This is a genomic window from Kribbella sp. NPDC023972, from assembly GCF_040639075.1.
In the GTDB taxonomy this organism is placed as follows: Bacteria; Actinomycetota; Actinomycetes; order Propionibacteriales; family Kribbellaceae; genus Kribbella.
In genome coordinates this window covers 170,773-189,318 of record NZ_JBEZZH010000005.1, presented here as the reverse complement: position 1 = coordinate 189,318, position 18,546 = coordinate 170,773, and the positions used below count along the sequence as shown (strand labels likewise).

General features: G+C 66.7%; 17 protein-coding genes. 6 read left to right on the top strand and 11 right to left on the bottom strand.

Translation table 11 applies throughout. The features are described from left to right. Window positions 1-18: 18 nt before the first annotated feature. Entirely contained in the window at window positions 19-1,275 is a 1,257-nt protein-coding gene (locus AB0F43_RS21435; RefSeq protein WP_360479328.1) for an AI-2E family transporter, read from the bottom strand. A gap of 612 nt (window positions 1,276-1,887) precedes the next feature. Between AB0F43_RS21435 and AB0F43_RS21430 the strand changes: the two genes are divergently transcribed. After that, window positions 1,888-2,625: a VOC family protein gene (locus AB0F43_RS21430; RefSeq protein ID WP_360479325.1), complete on the top strand. Its 738-nt coding sequence runs from the start codon at window positions 1,888-1,890 to the stop codon at window positions 2,623-2,625. A 56-nt stretch (window positions 2,626-2,681) separates the two neighbouring features. On the opposite strand, the gene AB0F43_RS21425 is transcribed toward AB0F43_RS21430, so the two are convergent. After that, the gene (locus AB0F43_RS21425; protein WP_360479322.1) at window positions 2,682-2,861 is read right to left on the bottom strand and encodes a hypothetical protein; all 180 of its coding nucleotides are present in this window, start codon (window positions 2,859-2,861) and stop codon (window positions 2,682-2,684) included. Between the two features lie 88 nt (window positions 2,862-2,949). Continuing rightward, a complete protein-coding gene (locus AB0F43_RS21420; RefSeq protein WP_360479320.1) occupies window positions 2,950-3,438 on the bottom strand; it encodes a LysR family transcriptional regulator substrate-binding protein in 489 nt (162 codons plus the stop codon). Between the two features lie 440 nt (window positions 3,439-3,878). On the opposite strand from AB0F43_RS21420, the gene AB0F43_RS21415 reads away from it, so the two are divergent. Then, complete coding sequence (locus tag AB0F43_RS21415; RefSeq protein ID WP_360479317.1) at window positions 3,879-4,934, top strand: ice-binding family protein; 1,056 nt, start codon at window positions 3,879-3,881, stop codon at window positions 4,932-4,934. 604 nt (window positions 4,935-5,538) lie between these two features. Here AB0F43_RS21415 and AB0F43_RS21410 read toward each other — a convergent pair. From AB0F43_RS21410 to AB0F43_RS21390, 5 genes are all read right to left on the bottom strand, one after another. Beyond that, the gene (locus AB0F43_RS21410) at window positions 5,539-6,183 is read right to left on the bottom strand and encodes an ATP-dependent Clp protease proteolytic subunit (RefSeq protein ID WP_360479314.1); all 645 of its coding nucleotides are present in this window, start codon (window positions 6,181-6,183) and stop codon (window positions 5,539-5,541) included. A gap of 141 nt (window positions 6,184-6,324) precedes the next feature. After that, window positions 6,325-9,084 (bottom strand): hypothetical protein, encoded by a 2,760-nt coding sequence (locus AB0F43_RS21405; protein WP_360479312.1) that lies wholly within the window; start codon window positions 9,082-9,084, stop codon window positions 6,325-6,327. A gap of 200 nt (window positions 9,085-9,284) precedes the next feature. Further along, window positions 9,285-10,169: an SDR family oxidoreductase gene (locus AB0F43_RS21400; protein ID WP_360479309.1), complete on the bottom strand. Its 885-nt coding sequence runs from the start codon at window positions 10,167-10,169 to the stop codon at window positions 9,285-9,287. Window positions 10,170-11,019: 850 nt separating this feature from the next. Further along, window positions 11,020-11,529 carry a DUF2306 domain-containing protein gene (locus AB0F43_RS21395; RefSeq protein ID WP_360479306.1) on the bottom strand — a complete coding sequence of 170 codons (510 nt, stop codon included), beginning with the start codon at window positions 11,527-11,529 and terminating at the stop codon, window positions 11,020-11,022. 577 nt (window positions 11,530-12,106) lie between these two features. Further along, window positions 12,107-12,832: a TetR/AcrR family transcriptional regulator gene (locus tag AB0F43_RS21390; protein WP_360479303.1), complete on the bottom strand. Its 726-nt coding sequence runs from the start codon at window positions 12,830-12,832 to the stop codon at window positions 12,107-12,109. Window positions 12,833-12,948: 116 nt separating this feature from the next. Between AB0F43_RS21390 and AB0F43_RS21385 the strand changes: the two genes are divergently transcribed. The 3 genes from AB0F43_RS21385 to AB0F43_RS21375 all read left to right on the top strand — a co-directional run bounded on the left by AB0F43_RS21385 (window position 12,949) and on the right by AB0F43_RS21375 (window position 15,541). Beyond that, a complete protein-coding gene (locus tag AB0F43_RS21385; RefSeq protein ID WP_360479300.1) occupies window positions 12,949-13,710 on the top strand; it encodes a DUF4386 domain-containing protein in 762 nt (253 codons plus the stop codon). After that, window positions 13,700-14,707, top strand: coding sequence for an NAD(P)-dependent alcohol dehydrogenase (locus tag AB0F43_RS21380; RefSeq protein WP_360479297.1), 1,008 nt, complete (start codon window positions 13,700-13,702; stop codon window positions 14,705-14,707). The genes AB0F43_RS21385 and AB0F43_RS21380 overlap by 11 nt, the downstream gene beginning before the upstream one ends. A 66-nt stretch (window positions 14,708-14,773) precedes the next feature. Then, window positions 14,774-15,541: a DUF4386 domain-containing protein gene (locus AB0F43_RS21375; protein ID WP_360479294.1), complete on the top strand. Its 768-nt coding sequence runs from the start codon at window positions 14,774-14,776 to the stop codon at window positions 15,539-15,541. A gap of 65 nt (window positions 15,542-15,606) precedes the next feature. Here the strand turns inward: AB0F43_RS21375 and AB0F43_RS21370 are convergent, their stop codons facing one another. Next, window positions 15,607-16,035 (bottom strand): DUF1801 domain-containing protein, encoded by a 429-nt coding sequence (locus tag AB0F43_RS21370; protein WP_360479291.1) that lies wholly within the window; start codon window positions 16,033-16,035, stop codon window positions 15,607-15,609. Window positions 16,036-16,116: 81 nt separating this feature from the next. Then, on the bottom strand, window positions 16,117-16,731 hold the full coding sequence (locus AB0F43_RS21365) for a glyoxalase (protein ID WP_360479288.1): 615 nt from the start codon (window positions 16,729-16,731) through the stop codon (window positions 16,117-16,119). Between the two features lie 216 nt (window positions 16,732-16,947). On the opposite strand from AB0F43_RS21365, the gene AB0F43_RS21360 reads away from it, so the two are divergent. Then, on the top strand, window positions 16,948-17,271 hold the full coding sequence (locus tag AB0F43_RS21360; protein WP_360479285.1) for a hypothetical protein: 324 nt from the start codon (window positions 16,948-16,950) through the stop codon (window positions 17,269-17,271). 29 nt (window positions 17,272-17,300) lie between these two features. Here the strand turns inward: AB0F43_RS21360 and AB0F43_RS21355 are convergent, their stop codons facing one another. Further along, window positions 17,301-18,407, bottom strand: coding sequence for a YncE family protein (locus AB0F43_RS21355; RefSeq protein WP_360479282.1), 1,107 nt, complete (start codon window positions 18,405-18,407; stop codon window positions 17,301-17,303). Window positions 18,408-18,546 lie beyond the last annotated feature (139 nt).

Genomic DNA, 18,546 nt, shown 5'->3' with positions numbered 1-18,546 from the left:
TGCCATGGTCCGCCTGCACTAGGCGTTCGGCTGGTCGTGGTGGACAGGTGGCTGGTCTGGCAATTGGCCTCGGCGGTGCCTGTCGTGCAAGCGCCGCTTCAGCCCGTCCGCTGAAAGCAGGCGTGTGACCCGGGACTTGGGGTGCCGGGGCGGGCGCGGCCCGGACATCGCCGGCGTGTGTTCGGTCGGCTGCGCGAGGAGTGCGGCCGCGCTCGGTGTTCCCCAGGGCTCCAGCATCAGATGGCGCCGCAGATAGAGCGCGGTCTCTCGTGCGATCGCCGCCAGCGGAAGCGCCACCAGGGCGCCCGCGATGCCGTGCAGGTGGCCGCCGAGCAACAGCGCGAAGATCACCAGTAAGGGGTTGATGCGCAAGGTGTGTCCGAAGACCTGTGGCGCCACCACGTGGCCTTCCAGCTGCTGCAGCGCGATGAACAGGAGTACCAGCCACAGCGCGGTCCACAGGTCGCCCTGGAAGAGCGCCACCAGCACTGGGGGAGCCGCGCCGAGAACAGGACCGAGGTAGGGGATGAGTTCCATCAGCCCGTAGAAGACGCCGAAGAACACGGCGTAGGTCTGTCCGGCGGGGAAGATCCCCACTGCGCCGAAGATCCAGAGCGCGATGCCCGCGCTGAGGCCCATGATGAGACTGAATGTGAGCTGGCCGCGCACGTACCCTGACACGGCGCGCTGCACCCTGGCCGGGTAGTCGTCGTCGCTGCTGCCGTCACCGGTCGGCATGATATTGCGGGCGAGAGCGCCGATCTGGGCACCGTAGATGAGCATGTAGACGGTGATCACCAGGATCAGAATGAGGACGAATCCCGCCTCTACGGCCATGGTGACCAGGTCACGGGTGAACGCGACGACATCACCGGAGCCCTGGAGCACCTGGGCCTGCATGGTTTCCAGTGCGGTCTCTCCCGGGCGCTGGATCTGGATGCCGATACCTCGCTGGTCCAGCCACTGCTGGAAGTTAGCCAGCGAGGAGTTCGCCGAGGTGATCAGCTGGGGCAAGTCAGCCTGGAACGCCGACAGCTGGGCAGAGACTTGCCGCACCAGCAGCGCCACCAGGCCGGCCACAACCGCGAAGAAGGCCAGGAAGACGGCGCCGATCGCGATCCCACGGGGCACCCTTGCCCGCTGCAACCCGGAGACCAGGGGATTGATGATCAACGCCACGACCGCGGCGACCAGGAAAATCATCAGCACCGGCGCAGCCGCACGCGCCAACGCGGTCAGCGCGAACAGCGCAACCGCCACCACGATCGCCTGCACCCACCGCGGCACAACCACCGGCTCCGGAACCGGGCTTGACCGCTCCACTTCCGCAGGCTGGTCGGACGCCTCGGCGGGTGCGGGTACTTCCGGCGCCTGCTCAGCGTCCGCAACAAATGCTTCGGGATCTCGGTTCGGCGTGTCTGGGAGATGCTCGGTGCCGGGGTTCGCTGTCGTCTCAGCGGAGTTCTCCACACCGCGATCGCGTCCATTGCTCATGGCCCCTCACCTCCCGTGCCGGAACCCTCAGGAAAGTGTCGAGGGACACCCATGCACCAGTACCCGCGCGTACACCCGGCCGACTCCGCACCAGCAGACACTGAGTGCCCGAGAGGCAACGCCCTTATTGGTGCGGTACGCAGCAGCTCCGAGCGTCAACGCGCAATCGCGCTCGGCTATCGAGTGAGCCACCAGGCCACGACGTTCGTCGCGTACACGGCGGGTTCCCGGGCGCTGACCCGCCGGTTCGAACTCACGGCCGGGCCACCTTCAACGCCGGGAACCCTACTGTCACAATACTCCGCGACTGCTGCCAGTGAAGAACGCCGGCGCGGGCAAGCGCGCACCACCGAACTTGGGATGCCTGACCCGCCTGGACATAGGATCGGCGGCATGGCGACGCGGCTTGTTCAGATCACGATGAAGGCTCGGGATGACTCGGCGGTCGGCCGGTTCTGGGCGGAGGCGCTCGGCTGGGGGCTAGACAGCGAGGGACCCGGCGTGACCAACGTCGAGCCCGTGGGCTTCGTCTATCCCGACCCCGCCGCCGTCTGCATCGACGTCCTCGCCGTCCCGGAACCCAAGACGGTGAAGAACCGCGTGCACGTCGACCTGGCCACCACCTCTGTGGCCCATCAGACGGAGTTGGTCGCGCGTCTGAAGGAGCTCGGTGCGACGCCGGCTGACGTGGGTCAGGGCGACGTGCCGTGGACGGTCCTGGCCGACCCGGAGGGCAACGAGTTCTGCGTGTTGGAGCCTCGGGAGATCTACCGGGACATCGGGCCGATTGCCGCGGTGGTGGTCGACTGCGCGGATCCGCGGGCCATGGCCCGGTTCTGGGGCGAGGCGATGGACTGGACCGTGCACGAGGTGACCGACGATCACGCGGTGCTGCGCTCCGCCAAGGGTGTCGGCCCGTATCTCGAGTTCCTCCGCACGCCCGACGTGAAGACCGGGTGGAACCGCGTCCATCTCGACCTCCGGCCGTATCCCGGTGACGATAAACCGGCGGAGGTGGCCCGGCTCGAGGCCCTCGGCGCGACGCCCGCCGACGTAGGCCAGGGCGACGTCCCATGGACGGTCCTGGCCGACCCGGAGGGCAACGAGTTCTGCGTCCTCACCCCGCTCTGACGGGGCTCGAGGATCCTCGAGATCACGCCGGGACGCAGAACGCTGCCGAATGGCGGTCAGCGGCGGCTGCGCATCTCGTCGGCAAAGGACTCCTGCGCCGCCCGCATCTTGGCCAGTTCCGCCGGGTCAGCGAACACCTCGCCCAGCGTGCTCGGATCGAGGAACCGCGCGGCAGCCTTCACCATCACGTACGGCGTGACCGTCGACTTGCCACCGGGAATCTTTGTCATCGTCATGACTTCAGTGTGGTCCGAGTAGCGGCCAGAAGGTGTGTCCTCTATCCATTCGAGATGGCCGAGTCGCGCCCATTCCGAGAGCTGATCTTCAGTGCTTCTCTTGGGGATCGCCGGTGGTCCAGTCCCAGTTGGTGATCGTGGTACGCATCAGACGGGCGGCGGGTGACAAATGGCTGTCGGACCCCCAGTAGAGAGTGACCGTGCGACGGCAGTCGGCGCTGTCGACGGCGATCCAGGCGATCGGCGCACGCGTGACCGAACGCCGGGCGAAGCCGGGGACGAGACCGATGCCAAGTCCGGCGCTGATCAGGTCGGCGATGGCGCTGTGCTCGTCGCTCTCGCAGACGATCCTCGGAGTGAGACCCCGTGCGGCGAAGAGCCGGTCGAGCAGCCGGCGGCCCCAATGTCCGCTGCGGGAGGTGACGAAAGGCTGGTCGGCGAGCTCGTCGATGCTCACCGACGTACGGCCTGCGAGTGGGTGATCGAGTGGCATGCCAACCCCCACCACATCCTCGAACAGCTGCATCGACTCCAGGCCGTCGGTGTGGATCGGCTGCGAGGCGACGTCCCGCAGCATAACGTCATAGCAATATTGATCTTCGACAAGATAGCCCGCGAGTCACAGCGTCGGTGTTCGCACAGTGAACACATCCGGGAGGACGCTCATGGCCACCAGCAGTCTGGGCTCCGTTGCCGCGCATCGGACAAGACCGACTGGGTGGGTATTCCGGGCCGTTGTCAGCGCGCACGTGGTGGCGATCGTCGGGCAGCCCGTGTTCGCCGGGGTGTATCTGACCCGCGCCGGAACGAGTCGCCGATTTCTGGATTCATGTTTTGACGTTTCGGGTCTGGCCGTTCCAAACATCATGTCGGCCTTATTCTGCGTTTTCGCAAAAAAGGCAGCATGAGAAACCATCAGTCACTTATAGTAACGACACGATTTCGTTCTGTGTGCGACTATGGATTCGGAAGCGACCAACTTTCACGTAGACCGCGAAGAATGGATACCCCATGTTGATGACCGCCCTCACTGGCAACCTCCGCAAGGTCACCGCAGCATCCCGGCTTGTTCCAACGTTGATCCTTGCCTGTCTGATGACTGTCCTGATCGGTGTGGTCGGACCGCCGACCGCGAGCGCTGCCACCCTGGCGCCGTCGCTGGGCACAGCCGCCGACTTCGCGGTCCTCGCCGGGTCAACGATCACGAACACCGGCCCGACGACGATCAACGGCGATCTCGGGCTGAGCCCGGGCACAGCGGTGACCGGATTTCCGCCCGGGCAGGTGAACGGGACTGTCCACGTGGCCGACGCTGTTGCGCTACAGGCCAAGAACGACCTCGCAGCCGCGTACGACGACGCAGCGGCGCGCCCGACCACGGCCACCGTCGGAGTGGAACTCGGCGGGACCACCAAGACTCCCGGCGTTTACGAGTCGCCTGCGGGCACATTCGGCATCACCGGAACGTTGACTCTTGACGCTCAAGGCGACCCGAACGCCGTCTTCATCTTCAAGGCCGCATCCACGCTCATCACGGCGTCCGCGAGCAGCGTGACCCTCGTCAACGGGGCCCAGGCGTCCAATGTCTTCTGGAAGGTCGGTAGCTCCGCAACGCTCGGTACCTACTCGACCCTCCGAGGAACCATCATGGCCCTCGCCTCGATCACCGTGACGACGGGTGTCACCGTGGATGGCCGCACGCTGGCCCGCACCGCCGCGGTCACGCTGGACTCTGACACGATCACCCGCCCGACCGGTATCCAGCAGCCGCCGGCGCTGATCGGCACCACCACAAGCCTGAGCACGTCGGCCAACCCCACGCGGGCGAACCATCCCGTCACCTTCACCGCCGCGGTGCTGGCCAATAGCGGTACTGCCATTCCCAGCGGCCTCGTGGTGTTCATGGACAGGTCGACGCTCATTGGCGTCGTCACCCTTGACAGCGCCGGGCACGCAGTGTTCACGACCTCCAGCCTGGCCGTCGGCCTCCACGCGATCAGGGCCGTATACATCGGGGCAGACCGATTCTTGGGCAGCCAGTCGCCGAAGATCTTCGAGTTGGTCACGATCTGAGCCACGGCCGGCCGCCACGCACGTGTGTGTGTGGCGGCAGCACCTGATAGGCATCCTTGTCTTGCAGCCGGTCACACCGGCGTTGTGAGGTACGTCGAAGACATCGGCAGCCAGCGAACCTGCGGACAACTTGGTGAGAGGTCCGCAGGCTCGACGGCCAGCCGTCGTGACCCAGCGCTGATTCGAAATCGGTGCGTCGCTCCTTGTTGCCAAGGCGATGCCGCCACGCGACTCATCGCCCGGAACTGGCTAGGCAGCTGGTTGGTGGAGCCACCTGCCCCAGTCTTCCGGCGTGGTTGCTTAGAGCAAATAGGCATCTTCGATGCGCGACGCAATCGGCTACACCGCCTCCCGTGAGCATCACGGCCATTGCAAAGTCCGGGGGTCCTTCCTCGCCGCCGTCACCGCGACCGAACGAACCGAAACCCCACCCCCACAAGGCCTGGTCACGCTGACCTGCAACGAGATCCACCGCCTCTTCAACACACTCATCGCCCAGCCGCTACACGAAGCCGCTGGCCTGAGCCGACCGCTCTACGACGTCGGACGAGTCCGCTGCCCGATCTCTATCACCACCCTGTGGGCGACTGTCTGGCTGACGCGGTCACAGCAGTTGGCTGACGAGGCCGTACTCCTTGGCCTCATCGGCTCCGAGTACACGGCCGGCGTCCAAATCCGCGGCCGCTTCCTGTGTGGTGCGTCCGGTCGCTCGCACGATGAGGTCTCGCAATCGCGCCACCTGGCGTTCGTGCTGGTCGGCGAGCGTGGCCAGTACGGCGGCCGTGCCCTCACCCGAGAACTGTGGCGACAACAAAACGAACATCGTGTGCCGGTGCGCGGCCCGCTGGTGCGCGGCACACAGTACGGCGACCGCGGCTCCGCGGACTGTTCCACGGGCGATGGCGTGGACCGGCGACTCGACGAGATCGATTGCGCCGGCCAGGGCGAGCGATGCCTCCAGTTCGGCGTCGGTACAGGCAAGGTGCAAGGTGATCGGGTCGTTTTCGCGTGCGTCGAGAAGCAGCAGTTGCGCTGCCACCCGGTTCGCCACCGAGTCGTCGAGGTGCCCGCCGACGACGATCACTCGCTGCTCGAGCAGCCGGTCGGCCACGTCGCGGTCCAGTCCCGCCGGGGCCGGCTCCAGCCACGACGGCAGGATCGGCTTTGGTGCCGGGCGTTCCGGCGGCCGCAGCGGCGGTATCTCGGGTGGCCCTGGCGGCCAGGTGTCGATGGGATTCTCCAGGGACATGGCATCCTCCCTGCTGGGTCATCGTGACGCCACCAGCGTGCGCCAGAGATTCCTCCTGCGGAACCCCCTCAGATCAGCCGGGCGATGCGTTCTGGAGTCGGCACGCGTTGCGTACGACGCTTGCAGCGCGAGGTCCTGGTGCTACTCCAGCTCTTTCAGGACGTCGATACCGTCGACGGTGTACGTACCCTCCACGACCGTGATCGAGAGCGTGTGGGGATCAGTCGTCGTGAGTCCGCGGAGCCAATGTGACGTCTGACGGGTGCCTGTGGGCCCGACCGTGATCCTTTGGGCGGGTGCACCGTCGACGGACACGTCGATCGTGGCCCGTGCCGTCGCTCCGAAGATGTTGAGCCCCGTCCCCCGGAACGGCAGCGTCAACGACGCACGTGGGCTGAGGACGTGCAGCGTTCTGTTGTAGTTTGCGAAACCGACTTGCTGGAACTGTGCCGCACCGGTGTACGTGAGGGCAGACGCAGTGTCGTCCAGTTTGTCGGACCGCCAGGCGTGCCCCTCGATCGGTACGACGGAAAGGTTGTCCCAGTTGTTCTGGTAGTAGCCGGATGTCAGCGCGATCCGCCCTGCCATGACCGGGTTCGGCGCCGAGTCGGTCCAGGTCGTCAGCTGCGAACCATCCACCGCCGGTGTGATCTGGTTTTCCTTTGCCTCCAGCGTGATGTGGTGCCAGGCGTCCGGGTCGAAGCCTGTGATGGTGCCCGAGGCAACGACGGTGTCGAGCTTGCGCAGTTGCCAGGTGCCGGCGGGGGAGAGGCGCAGGGCGTACGCCGCGAGATCCGATCCCTGGCTGACGACTTGCCGTACACCCAGCCCGGCGAAGTTGGGAAGGGCGGGGTTGCGGACCTTCGTGTCGAAGCGGACATCGACCGACGCGCGGTAGTTCGCCCAGGTGTGGTCGCCCAGGATCGTCGCCGGTGCGGTCGTCGAGAGCTGGTTCTGGGAGCCGTCGCCCCACGCGTTCCAGGTGTAGCCGCGGTTGTCTGCGTGGATGCGTTGCTGGAGGACGTTGTCGTGGCTGCCGTCGCCGGACTCGACGACCTCGAAGGCGCCGTTCTGGTCGGCGGTGTAGCGCGGGGTCCCTCCTCGCCGCTCCAGGTAGGTCATGTCGACGCCGTTGACGTTCTCCGTCGGGTAGCCGGCGTACTCGAAGTCATCGGAGTACGGGAGCGCAAGCGGCGAATCCTTGGCGGTCGGCGCGTACTGGCCACTGCTGTACTCCTTCGCCGAGTTGTGGATCCCGCGGGCTTGTGACGACACGGTGAGGATGGAATACGGCTCGACCTTGACGCGGTACACGAAGTACTTGCTGCCGTCACGGGTCTCCGCGCGTACCGGCGTGACGTAGCCGATGTTCTTGAAGTGGTTCACGTCGACCGGTTGCGTGGCGTCGTCGTCGGGTCCCCTGGTCTGCCACAGGTAGAGGGGTGTCTTCGACGTGGTGCCGAGATCGGTGACCTTGACCTCGAAGTACCGAGGCTTGCTGGTGTTGTTGGCGTGGACCTGGGTGAAGTCGGAGGTCCTCGCGCCACTCGCGTCGGCCGGCTTCCGCGGCTCGCGCAACGTCAGATAGGTACGGGTACTCGAGTCGACTGCGGTGCCGCCGTCGGCGAACGTTCCGTCGCCGTAGCTGGCGCCCTCGATGTACTCCCATCCCTGGTCGATGAATTGCATGAAATGTCGCACCAGAGTGATCCCGACGCCGCCCTCGTAGTAGCCGGACCACGGGTCGGACGCCCGGATCAGATGCTTGGGCGAGTACGACGATCCCTCGTAGAGGGCGCTCACCGCCGGCTGGAAGAGGAAGGACGTCATGTGCGCCGGGTTGTCCCCGGAGCCGGACCACCGATAGGCATTGATGAACCGGTCGGCGATGTCGACCGCGCCGACCGTTCCCCCGATCCCGCCACGCTCCGGCTGTGCGTTGATGCGGTACTCCGGGTCGATCATCGGCGCGACACCCTCGGAGTAGATGACCTCCTTCCCGTACTCCTTGTTGAGCCGGGTGAGCTCGGGACCACCCCCGATGGTGTAGTGGATGCCGATGGCATCGATGTTGCTGAGCGCCTCGGGACTGTTCAGGATTGCCCGGGAGACCGTCTCGCCGTTGCGGTAGGAGTCCATCGCGACGACCTTGATCTTGGAGTAGTCGTAGCGCGCGTCGCCGGCTCGGGCGTCCGCCTGGAGCCGCTTCGCGAAGTCGACCACCCAGCCGAGCTCGGAGGCGAGGTGGTTCATGTTCACCTCGTTCTGCGACGGGCTGATGTAGTCGAACTTGACGCCGTACGTGTCGTACGCGGCGTCGATCGTCTCCTTGTACCAGTTGTACCGGTCGGCCGGCCGGTTGCCCGTCCAGGACGGCTCGCCCCAGCGCAGCGCCTCGACCTTGAGGTGGGGGTTGATCGTCTTCGCGTCCGCGATGAGCCGGAAGCCGGCGCCACGAAGGACATTGGCCGGTTCGTCCGCACTGCGCTTGGTCGCGGGCTCGGCCCCCGAGGAGGTGTTGGTGTCCGAGCCGAGTTCGACCTTGATGTGGTTCAGCCCCGCACCCGTGCGCCGGTTGAACAGGAGGTTGAGGATCCGCCAGTACGCCGCCGGGTTCTCCTCGCGATAGTCGAGCAACAGCCGCGACGTGTTGTTGCAGGAGACGGAACCGAAGCCGCCGAAGACGTTGTAGGCGTCACCGTCGGCATCTCGTTCCACGTCGTCGCCGTCGACGACGATGTCCTGCCATGGGCTGGCGTCGTCACCGAATGACAGCTCGGGAAGCCTTGGGGTAGGGCCGGCCTCGTGCACCGATGTCGCAAAGGAAGGCGCACTTGTCCAGATGGAAGCGGCGATCAGCGCCACGGACGCCGCCCGGCGCCACCGGATGTTGCCAAGCATGCTGCTGCCTCCCAGTGCCAGGTGTCGGGGCCTTCTCGTCTGGTCGGCCACGAGAGCCGCAGTGACAGGCTCGGCCGCGTTCGATGACGGCAGCAAGACTTCGAACGCATTCGATCAAGGACCATCACAACCGCTCAATTGGCCCTAGAGAAGCGATCCCCGACGTGTAGGAGAAGCAGAACGCACCTCAACCACACGCATCAGACTCCACGGCCGAGTGGAGCTGAGAGGCCGACGAGGTCGGCGCTCACCTGCCACAGCTGTGTCGCGGCGGTCTGGTCGTAGCTGCGATTGGAGGAGCTCTTCGGTTTGCTGTTGGCGAAGTACAGGCCTGTGACATGCTCGAGGTCCGGAGCGGAAGCCACGTGGATCGACGTGGCGGCGCCTTGGACCGGGGTTTTCATGAAGGGCCGCAGGACGGGGACGAATAGTCGCTGGGCAGCCCCGGGATCCTCGGATCCGAAGGATGTGCTCACCACGCCGGGATGCAGTGCGTTGGCGGTGACGGAGGTGTCCCGCAGCCGCCTGGCCAGCTCGTAGGTGAACAAGACGTTGGCGAGCTTGGACTGGTTGTAGGCCCGCGCGCCGGAGTATGAGTGTTCGCCCTGGAGGTCGTCGAAATCGATTCGGCCGGTGGCGTGGGCGTTGGAAGCGACGGTGACCACGCGGGCCGAGGTGTTCTGCTTCAGGCGGTCCAGGAGCAGGTTGGTGAGAAGGAAGGGCGCGAGGTGGTTGAGCGCGAGGGTGCGCTCGAGTCCGTCTGCGGTGACATGCCGGGTGTTCCAGTATCCGCCGACGTTGTTGATCAGTACGTCGATCCGCGGAAGTCGCTGGAGGATCTCGTCGGCCAGCCGCCGTACCTCTGCCTCGGACGAGAGGTCTGCGACGAAGACGTCTACCTGCTCGCCGCCGGCCGCGCGGATCGCGCGAGCCGCGTCCGCGGTGCGCCTGCGGTCCCGCCCGGTGATCGCGACGCGTGCGTTCATCGTGGCCAGTCCCAGCGCGGTTGCCCGGCCGATGCCTGCGGTGCCACCGGTGATCAGCACTGTCTTGCCGGCCACCGGTCCAGTCTGGATCTGCTCCATGTTCGTGTTCCTTCGACCAAGCGGTCTTGCTCAGTGAAACCGGAGTTTTCGGCGCGGGATCCCGCCTAGTGAGATGCCGCCCGAGGCGGCGCCGTGGTCTTGCGACCTACACGGCTGAAGTCCTCGTGGATCGCTGAGTTGGGTGCGCAGGAGCGGCCTTGAGGCGGATGCTCTCAGTGCGCCGACAGAGAGGGGTGACTCGTACCGTGAACACTATCGTACAAAGTATGAATGCACCATCGTTCGCCAATCTCTGGCATGCCTGATCATCCGGCCGCAGTTTGCCGGGGCGATGGACCAGAGCCGCCCTTTGCCTCGGGCAACATTCGACGCGATCCGGTGACGGTGACCTGGTCCACTCCGCGCGGCTGACGGCACCCAACGAGCGGAGTCGTTGGGTACGGGCGTCTGCGAACGCCGGTGTGCTTCCTGCGCCCCGCCACTCCCTCCATGAGCGGGGCGCAGGAAGATCGTGAGGGCTGCGGTCGGCCGGCTGGACGCGGGCGGCGGACCCTGCAACGCGGCGGTGCCGCAGTCGGGGCGGGTCCCGTCATCGGGCCTGAGCTCCCTGGGAGGAGCCCGCCGATCGCCGGCTCCGGTTGTCCTCTTCGACGGACACGTCTGAGATCAACACCGCATACGCCCTGAGGGGCTCACCATCCTCTGGAAGGCGGCCAGAGTCAACTGCACCCAGTCCAGCGGCGACTACGCGGGGCTGAGGCCACCGCTCAGCGGACCACCTGGTTCTGAAATAGCAACGTGCCGTGGACGGTGGCCCACAGGTGGCCAGCCACGCTTCGGCGGCACGCCTCCTCGATCGGAATCGCCATCGCTGCCTCAGCCAGGGACGTCACGCAGGTGCGGATCGGTGGGCCGGCCGCCGACGGATGAACCACTCGGCGACGGCGAGGTTGATCACCCAGCCCGCGCCTTGAAGGATCGCTTCGCTGAGGTCGTTGGTCCCGAGGATCGCCTCTCCGATGCTCAGAGTGAACACCTGGGTGCCCGCGCCCAGGGCGAGGGCGTACGCGCGGGCCATCCACGCGCGGTGCCGGATGATGTCGCGCCGACGAATCGCGGTGACCCCGAGGACAAGGCTTGCGGCCATGCCAGATCCGGCCAGTAGGCGGAAGACGAACAGCAGGTCCCCACCTGTGGGGCGGGGATAGAACAGCGTCAGCCACAGCGCGGACAGCGCCACGACCAGACCGACGAGTACGACGAGGCGTCCGGCGGTCCGGTGCCAGCCGAGCCTGCGGCGACGGAGGCCGGCGGAGAACTGGAAGGCTCCGAGTGTGGCGTAGATGATGACGCTGACGATGTGCACCACCAGCGGGACGGGTGACGGGGTCGTCGACACGGGGAGGTAGCAGCTGCGGTCCGCCGGACAGCTCGATGAGACGGGCGGAGCCGGCCAGGATCGGGACCAGGCTGAGTGCGACTAGCGCGGCGGGTACGCGCCAGGTCGACCCACGGCGCCGTACGCGCACCGCCGCAGGCTTCGAGCCGGAGCTGGGTCGACTGCGCTCGGGACGTTGCCCGACGGCTGCGCCGGAGACGGGTCTCATTTCACGCTGGCCGGTCGAGGCGGGCATCCGGAATGCTGGACGCGGATGCATGGGAGCTTGTGCGCTGATCGCGTCACAGGGAGTACCCGAGGCCGGCCGCGCGGGTGGGTTTGGTGGCGGTGATGGTCATCGACTTCCCCTGGTTCGGCTAGCGCGACGTGCGACGCGCGATGACCAGAAACTAGGGAGCGATGTGGTGACTGGGCATCACCAAACGATGTGATTGACGTTGTGAGTCGGCGGATGCCGCAACTTCTGCCGCACCATGCGCATCAAGCTCAGTAGAAGCACACCTCTTGTGCGCGCCGAAAGGGCGCGCACAAGCCCACCAGGGAAGAGCAGTTGGCACCTGGCAGCCAGGGGCCGGGCTCACTGCCCTCGGCCCGCCGAGCTCTCCCGGTCGGGATCGGAGCGATGCCGGGTGCCGGAGGTTGCCGATGCCGTGAGGGCGTCGAGGATCAGGTTGAGTCCCCACTCGAACTCGTCACCGAAGTCGTACCCGGGTTGGAGGTAGTAGTCGGTCGCCATCTCGACGAGATGGGGGTATTCGCCGGTGGAGAATCGTTCCATGATCGGCTCGGCGACGTCGGCGACGGTGTCCGAGCCGTTGAAGGGCAGACCGACCTCTTGGAGCGCGAAGCCGTAGGTGTAGCTGTCGAGCAGCGCGTAGGCGTGAGCGGTCAACTCGCGGGAGAAGCCGGCGGCCCGCAGTGTGGCGATGACCGCGTCGTGATGCCGCAGAGTCGCCGGGCCGGGACTGGTGCGCGACTCCATCAGCCCGATCGCCCACGGATGCGCACGCAGCACTCGGCGGGCTGAGTGCGCTCGCCGGCGGATCTCGGTACGCCAGTCCCCGCCGGCCGCCGGCAGCTCGATCTCGCTGAACACGAGGTCGATGATGCAGTCCAGGATCTCTTCCTTGTTGGAGACGTAGTAGTAGACCGACATCGGCTTCACACCCAGGCTCTGGGCAAGGGAGCGGATCGTCAGGGACTCGAGGCCACCGGCATCGGCCACCGCGACGGCCCCTCGCAGGACGCGTTCCCGGCTGAGTCGGGGGCGTTCATCGCGACTGTCGTCCGAGGGTTCAGACATCTCGCTCCGATCCATTGCCCGTCAGGTTTCATCTGGCCAGTCCAGCCATAGTGTATTCGTACTTTGTACTGTACCGTCCCGTACTAAGTACTACACCGCCGACGCGAGGACACTCCATGAGCAACACCACCATCGAGGGCCACTCGGCTCCCGTCCCACCGAGGACACACAAGCGGGAGCCCGGAGCCGCGTCGATCCGGCAGGCCGGCCTCTTCGCCGGAGTCGGGATTCTGGTCATGGCGGCCCTGTCGGGCTTCGGGATCTTCTACGCCGGTGAAGGGCTGATGACGCAGGGTGACCCAGCCAGGACCGTCGAGGACATCGCGGCTTCCGACGGCCTCTTCCGCTGGGGGACCGCGAGCCTCTACGCGGTGGTGGTGCTCGACGTGGTGGTCGCGTGGGCGTTGTTCCGATTCTTCAGTCCGGTGAGCAGCGGACTTGCGAGGCTGGCGGCCTGGTTCCGGCTCGCCTACGCGGGCATATTCATGCTGGCCATCGGCCAGCTCGCCGGAATCCCCGACCTGGTGGCCTCCGACGAGTACTCGCGCGTCTTCACCGCAGAGCAGATCCAGGGCCAGAGCCTCCTGAAGATCAATGCGTTCGAGGACCTCTGGATGGCCGGGCTGATCCTCTTCGGGATCCATCTGGCGCTCGTCGGATACCTGGCCTATCGCTCGGGGTATGTCCCGAAGCTATTGGGCGTCCTACTCGTCATTGCCGGCGCCGGCTACGTGTTCGACAGCGTCCTCTCGACAGTCCTCGCGAGTCCTCCGGGCAGCGTCGCCACGGTCACCTTCCTCGGTGAGTTCCTCCTGGCCCTCTGGCTCGTTACCCGCGGTCGCCGTATCTCACTGGAAGCAGAAGGTCATGGACTCTGAGCAGCTAGGCGCAGTAACCGCCCGCATGCGGGCAATCGTTCAAGATACGTACGGCGACGCCAGCGTGCTGCGGCACGACCGGATTGCCCGTCCTGAGGTGGCCGACAACGAGGTGCTGGTTCGGGTGCGCGCGGCGGGTCTGGACCGTGGCACCTGGCACCTGATGACGGGCAAGCCGTATCTGATGCGGATCGTGGGCCTCGGCTTCCGCGGTCCGAAGGACCGGGTGCCGGGGCGTGACCTCGCCGGAACGGTCGAGGCCGTAGGGTCCGCAGTGACCCGGTTCGCTGTCGGCGACGAGGTGTACGGCGTCGGCCGCGGCTCGTTCGCGGAGTACGCCGTAGCCGTCGAGGGCAAGCTGTCTCGCAAGCCAGTGAGCCTCTCGTTCGAGCAGGCCGCCGCGGTCCCGATCTCGGCCGGGACCGCACTCCAGGCGCTGACCGACCACGGCCGGATCGAGGCGGGTCAGCAGGTGCTGGTGATCGGGGCGTCAGGGGGAGTCGGCAGCTATGCCGTGCAGCTGGCCAAGGCGTTCGGTGCAGAAGTCACCGGCGTCGCCGGCACAGCGAAACTGGACCTGGTGCGCTCCCTCGGCGCCGACCGGGTCGTCGACTACACCCGCGACGACTACGCCGACGGCACCCACCATTACGACCTGGTGCTCGACATCGCCGGGAATCCCAAGCTGTCCCGGCTACGCCGCGCGCTCACACCCAAGGGGACGGCAGTGCTCGTGGGCGGCGAAGACGGTGGCAACCTCACCGGCGGGATGAACCGATCCCTGCGGGCACTGATGCTCTCGCCGTTCGTGGGCCAGCGGCTGGCCTGGTTCGTCGCCAAGGAGCGGGCCAGCGACCTCGAGCGCCTCACCGAGCTCATCGAGGCCGGTCAGGTGACGCCGAGCATCGACCGGACTTATCCACTGGACCAGGTGCCGGACGCCATGCGCCAGCTCGCGTCCGGGCAGGTCCGGGGCAAGGCCGTCATCACCATCTGAGTACCAATCGGGCGCCGCCGGCGCTGCCATCTTCAGGTCCGATCTTCAGGAACAGAGGCACGACACATGACCACGATCGCAACACCACCGAGCTTGGGCGACCGCGGCCGCGGCGTCGTACCCATCGAAGCCAGAGACCCACGGACCGGTTCACGGATGTGGACGTCCCGGCTGATCGGAGCCCTGTTCCTGGCCGGGTTCCTCATCTACGGCGCCGGTTCGATCCTGGTGAACTCGGTCGTCGGCGCCCCCGACTTCCTCGCCGGCGTCGGCGCGCAGCAGACCATCCTGGCCCTTGGCGCGTTCCTGATGATCGCGACCAGCGCGGTCGACATCGGCAAGGCCGTCTTCTTCTACCCGGTCCTGGAACGCCACGGTAAGCGCACCGCCGTCGCCTATCTGGCCACGATGGTCTTCGAGATGGCCCTGATGACCGTCGGGGTGCTCGCGCTGCTCATGATCATTCCGCTCGCCGGCCAGGCTGACGGCGGACGGCTGTCCCCGGACGCAGCTCAGGCCCTCGGGTCGCTCGCGGTCGACGCGAACGAGACCGCCTACCAGATCGGCCAGCTCTCGCTCGCGTTCGGGTGCCTGTTCCTGTGTGCGCTGCTGTTCCGCACCGGGCTGGTCCCCAGATGGCTGGCGGGCTGGGGCCTGATCGGCTACCTGCTTCACCTGGCCGGCGCCGCCGCCGAGATCTTCGGTGCACCTATCAGCCTGGTGCTCCTCATCCCCGGCGGCATCTTCGAGGTGACGTTGGCGATCTGGCTGCTGATCAAGGGATTCACGCCGGCGGCGTACGACGGATCAGCAGTGACCCAGACCGACGAATGAGAGGTCAGTTGCGCCCGGACGACGAGTACGGCGCACCGAAGGCGAGCGGGGCGTTTCGAGGTGTGTCACATTTGCTCGCCCGGTAGCTTGCTGGACTGTTCGATCCAGGATCGGAGTTGGTTCTCGTCGAGTTCGTCGTCCTCATGGATGTCGAGGTAGCGCACCTCGTCGTGCTTGGACTCCTTCGGCGGCAGGGGATCGAGCGAAGTCCCTCTGAGGAACTGCAGTTGCACGTACTTCGTGTAACAACGGAACGACAGGAACCAGCCCTCGCCATCGAGGCCGTAGAACGGCTGGTTCCACTTCACAGCTTTGTGTACATCGGGGACCGTGCGCACGATCAGGTCATCGAGGCGTTGCCCGACGTCTCGTTTCCAGCCGGGCATGGCAGCGATGTAGTCCTGCACAGGGCCCTTCCCCTCGCCCTTGGGGATCTGCGGATTACCGCCCGAGAGCAGCTTCGGTCCTGCGCCGTCCTTCTTGCGATCAGTCATGGGATCACGTCCTGAATGTGGTCCGCAACAGCCGGTGAGATGCGTCGATGTGAGGAAGGGTAGCCCCACTCCGAGCCCCGCTCAGGGTGATTCGGGCTCCCAGACGAAGCCGTCCGGGTCGGTGAAGGGCCCGGCATCGCTGCCAATCGTGAGCCGGTGGGATCCGGCGCCGTCAGCGGAGACGCCAGCGACTTTGGCGAGAGTGCGGCGCGGATACAGCGCCAGCTTGACGGGACTCGACGGAGTGCCCAACTCGACGTACCTCCGGCCATAGCTCTTCGCCACGGCGAAGCCGCGGTCGAGGTAGAACCGCTTGCTCGCGGCCACATCCGCGACTCCCAGTTGGAGCACGAACGCGTCGATCTGCCGGGTGACCGGGCCGCTGTCCTTCTTCGCCGACGACGCGACCGTGCAGATCGTCCCGTCCGGGGCTTGGACGACGCCGCCGTACCCCCAGAGCGACTTGGCGGCCGGCTTCAGCGACGTGGCGCCGGCGTCGAGTGCGCTGTCGAGGAGACTGTTGGCGTTGGCGGGTTGGGACACGACGAGCGACAACGTGAACCCGCGAAAGCCGGTCGTCGATGCCTCCGCCGTTCGTACGCGCACCCGCGGACCCAGACCGAAGGCAGCGGTGTAGAAGCCGTCGGCAGCCGTGGTGTCGGCCACCTCGATGGTGACGAATTCGATGGTTGCCATGACGGTCACGCTAGTAGCGGCACCGGCGCCCCGCTTCTCGATTCCTGATCAGTTGTCCCGCCCCGTCGCGGGCCAGGGCGGCGGCTTCCCCGCGGACTCAGCGGCTCACGGCGGTCTCCCGCTCCACACGCGACAGCTTTTCCGGGTTGCGCACGTTGTACAGGCCGGTGATGAGCCGTTCTCGACCCGCCCACCCAGCTCGTTGCTTGCCGCACCGTGGCCGAGGAACTGGTCGACCTGGCCACCGACCCCGACGTGCCCGCCCAGCCCGCTCCCGGAACGCCGATCCCCGAGATCGCCGGGCCGCGCGCGGAGAACCTTGCCGAGGCGGCCAAACTCCTCGGCGCCCGCCGGGGGATCAAGGTCGTCGGCGTCGACAACCCTGACCTGCCCGATGCCGAGACCGCCGCCGGCGGCGGGTTCCTGCCCGGCCCGCACGCCAAGCTCGCCGGCCCACCTTCCAGGAGTGGCTCGCCGCCCAACCCTGAGACAGACGGAGCCAACCAAGTTTCGACGGCGAGCCAAGGAGCCGGGCGGTGAGGCGAAGCGATCGCCGTTTGACGCCCGGGCTACTTGGCCAGGTCGGCGTGATGTTCGGACCAGAAGCCGCCTTTGCCACTGGCGAGCTTCTGGTACGGCGGGATGGTGTAGACGCGGATCCGGTTGTCCAGGAAGTCGGAGATCGCCAAGAGGGCGCCGTCTTCACTGACGTCGAGCCCGGTGGTCTGATTGCCTGCCACGATCGCGTCCAGCGGGCGCCCTGTCGTGGCGTCCACGACGACCACCGAGCCCCATTCGGGGCCTGGGATGTAGTAGCTCTTCGGGTTGTTCCGGCCCCGACAGGACACGAACAGCACCCGGCCGTCAGGGCTGAGGTCGATGGTGTTGGGATGATCGTCGACCTTGGCCAGCCGCCGCGCCTTGCCGGACGCCAGGTCCACGACGTACACGGAGGCGGTACCCATGTCGCTGGCGTAGAGCCGTCGCCCGTCGCCGACCAGGTGCCGCATGGCGCCTCCCGTGCGGAGCAGGGTCGTCTGCTTGCCCGTGCGAAGGTCAAGCCTCGCGAGCTCGCCGTTCTCGTAGCCCGCCACATAGAGGGTTCGGCCGTCCGGCGCCGGGTAGAGGCCCCGCGGAGTGTGCACGGTCGGGATGACTTTGCGCACCCGCCACGACGGCAGATCGATCACCGACACGTCGTGGCTGATCCAGTTCGCCGCATACAACGTGCGTTCGTCCGGCGACAGCGCCAGCACCTTCGTCCATGCGCCTTCGACGTCCAGGTTGCGCCGTACTCTCCGCGAGGCGACGTCGATCTGCCAGACGGTGTGTGTCTCCATCTGCGACGCAAATGCGGTCTTACCGTCACGGGTGAAGATCACCTCGACGGCGCCGCCGTGACGGCCGAGCCGGATGCCGGCCAGCTTGGCGCCGGACACCGCGTTGTGTACCGCAACGCCATCGCCGCCGAGGAGCGTTGCCCAGAGTTCTTTGCCGTCAGGGGTGAATGCCACCTGCTTGGGAGCCCGCCCGGTGGCGTAGCGGTTGACGGACCGGACCAACTGCCCGGCCGGGTCCTTGAACCGAGTGCTGGGTGGGATCGTCGGAGTCGTTGACGGTTGGGTGGTGCCCGGTGTCGGCGTACTGGCGGGGGCCGGCGCTGGGGACGTAGACACCACGCTCGCCGAAGTGGTCGATCCGGGCGCCGATGACGGGACCGAGGCAGGATCTGAGCATCCGGCCGCCGTCACCGCCGCGGCTGAGAGAAGCAGGGCGGGAATCCCGCTGTGCCTGCGCATCCAGTCAGCGTAATGG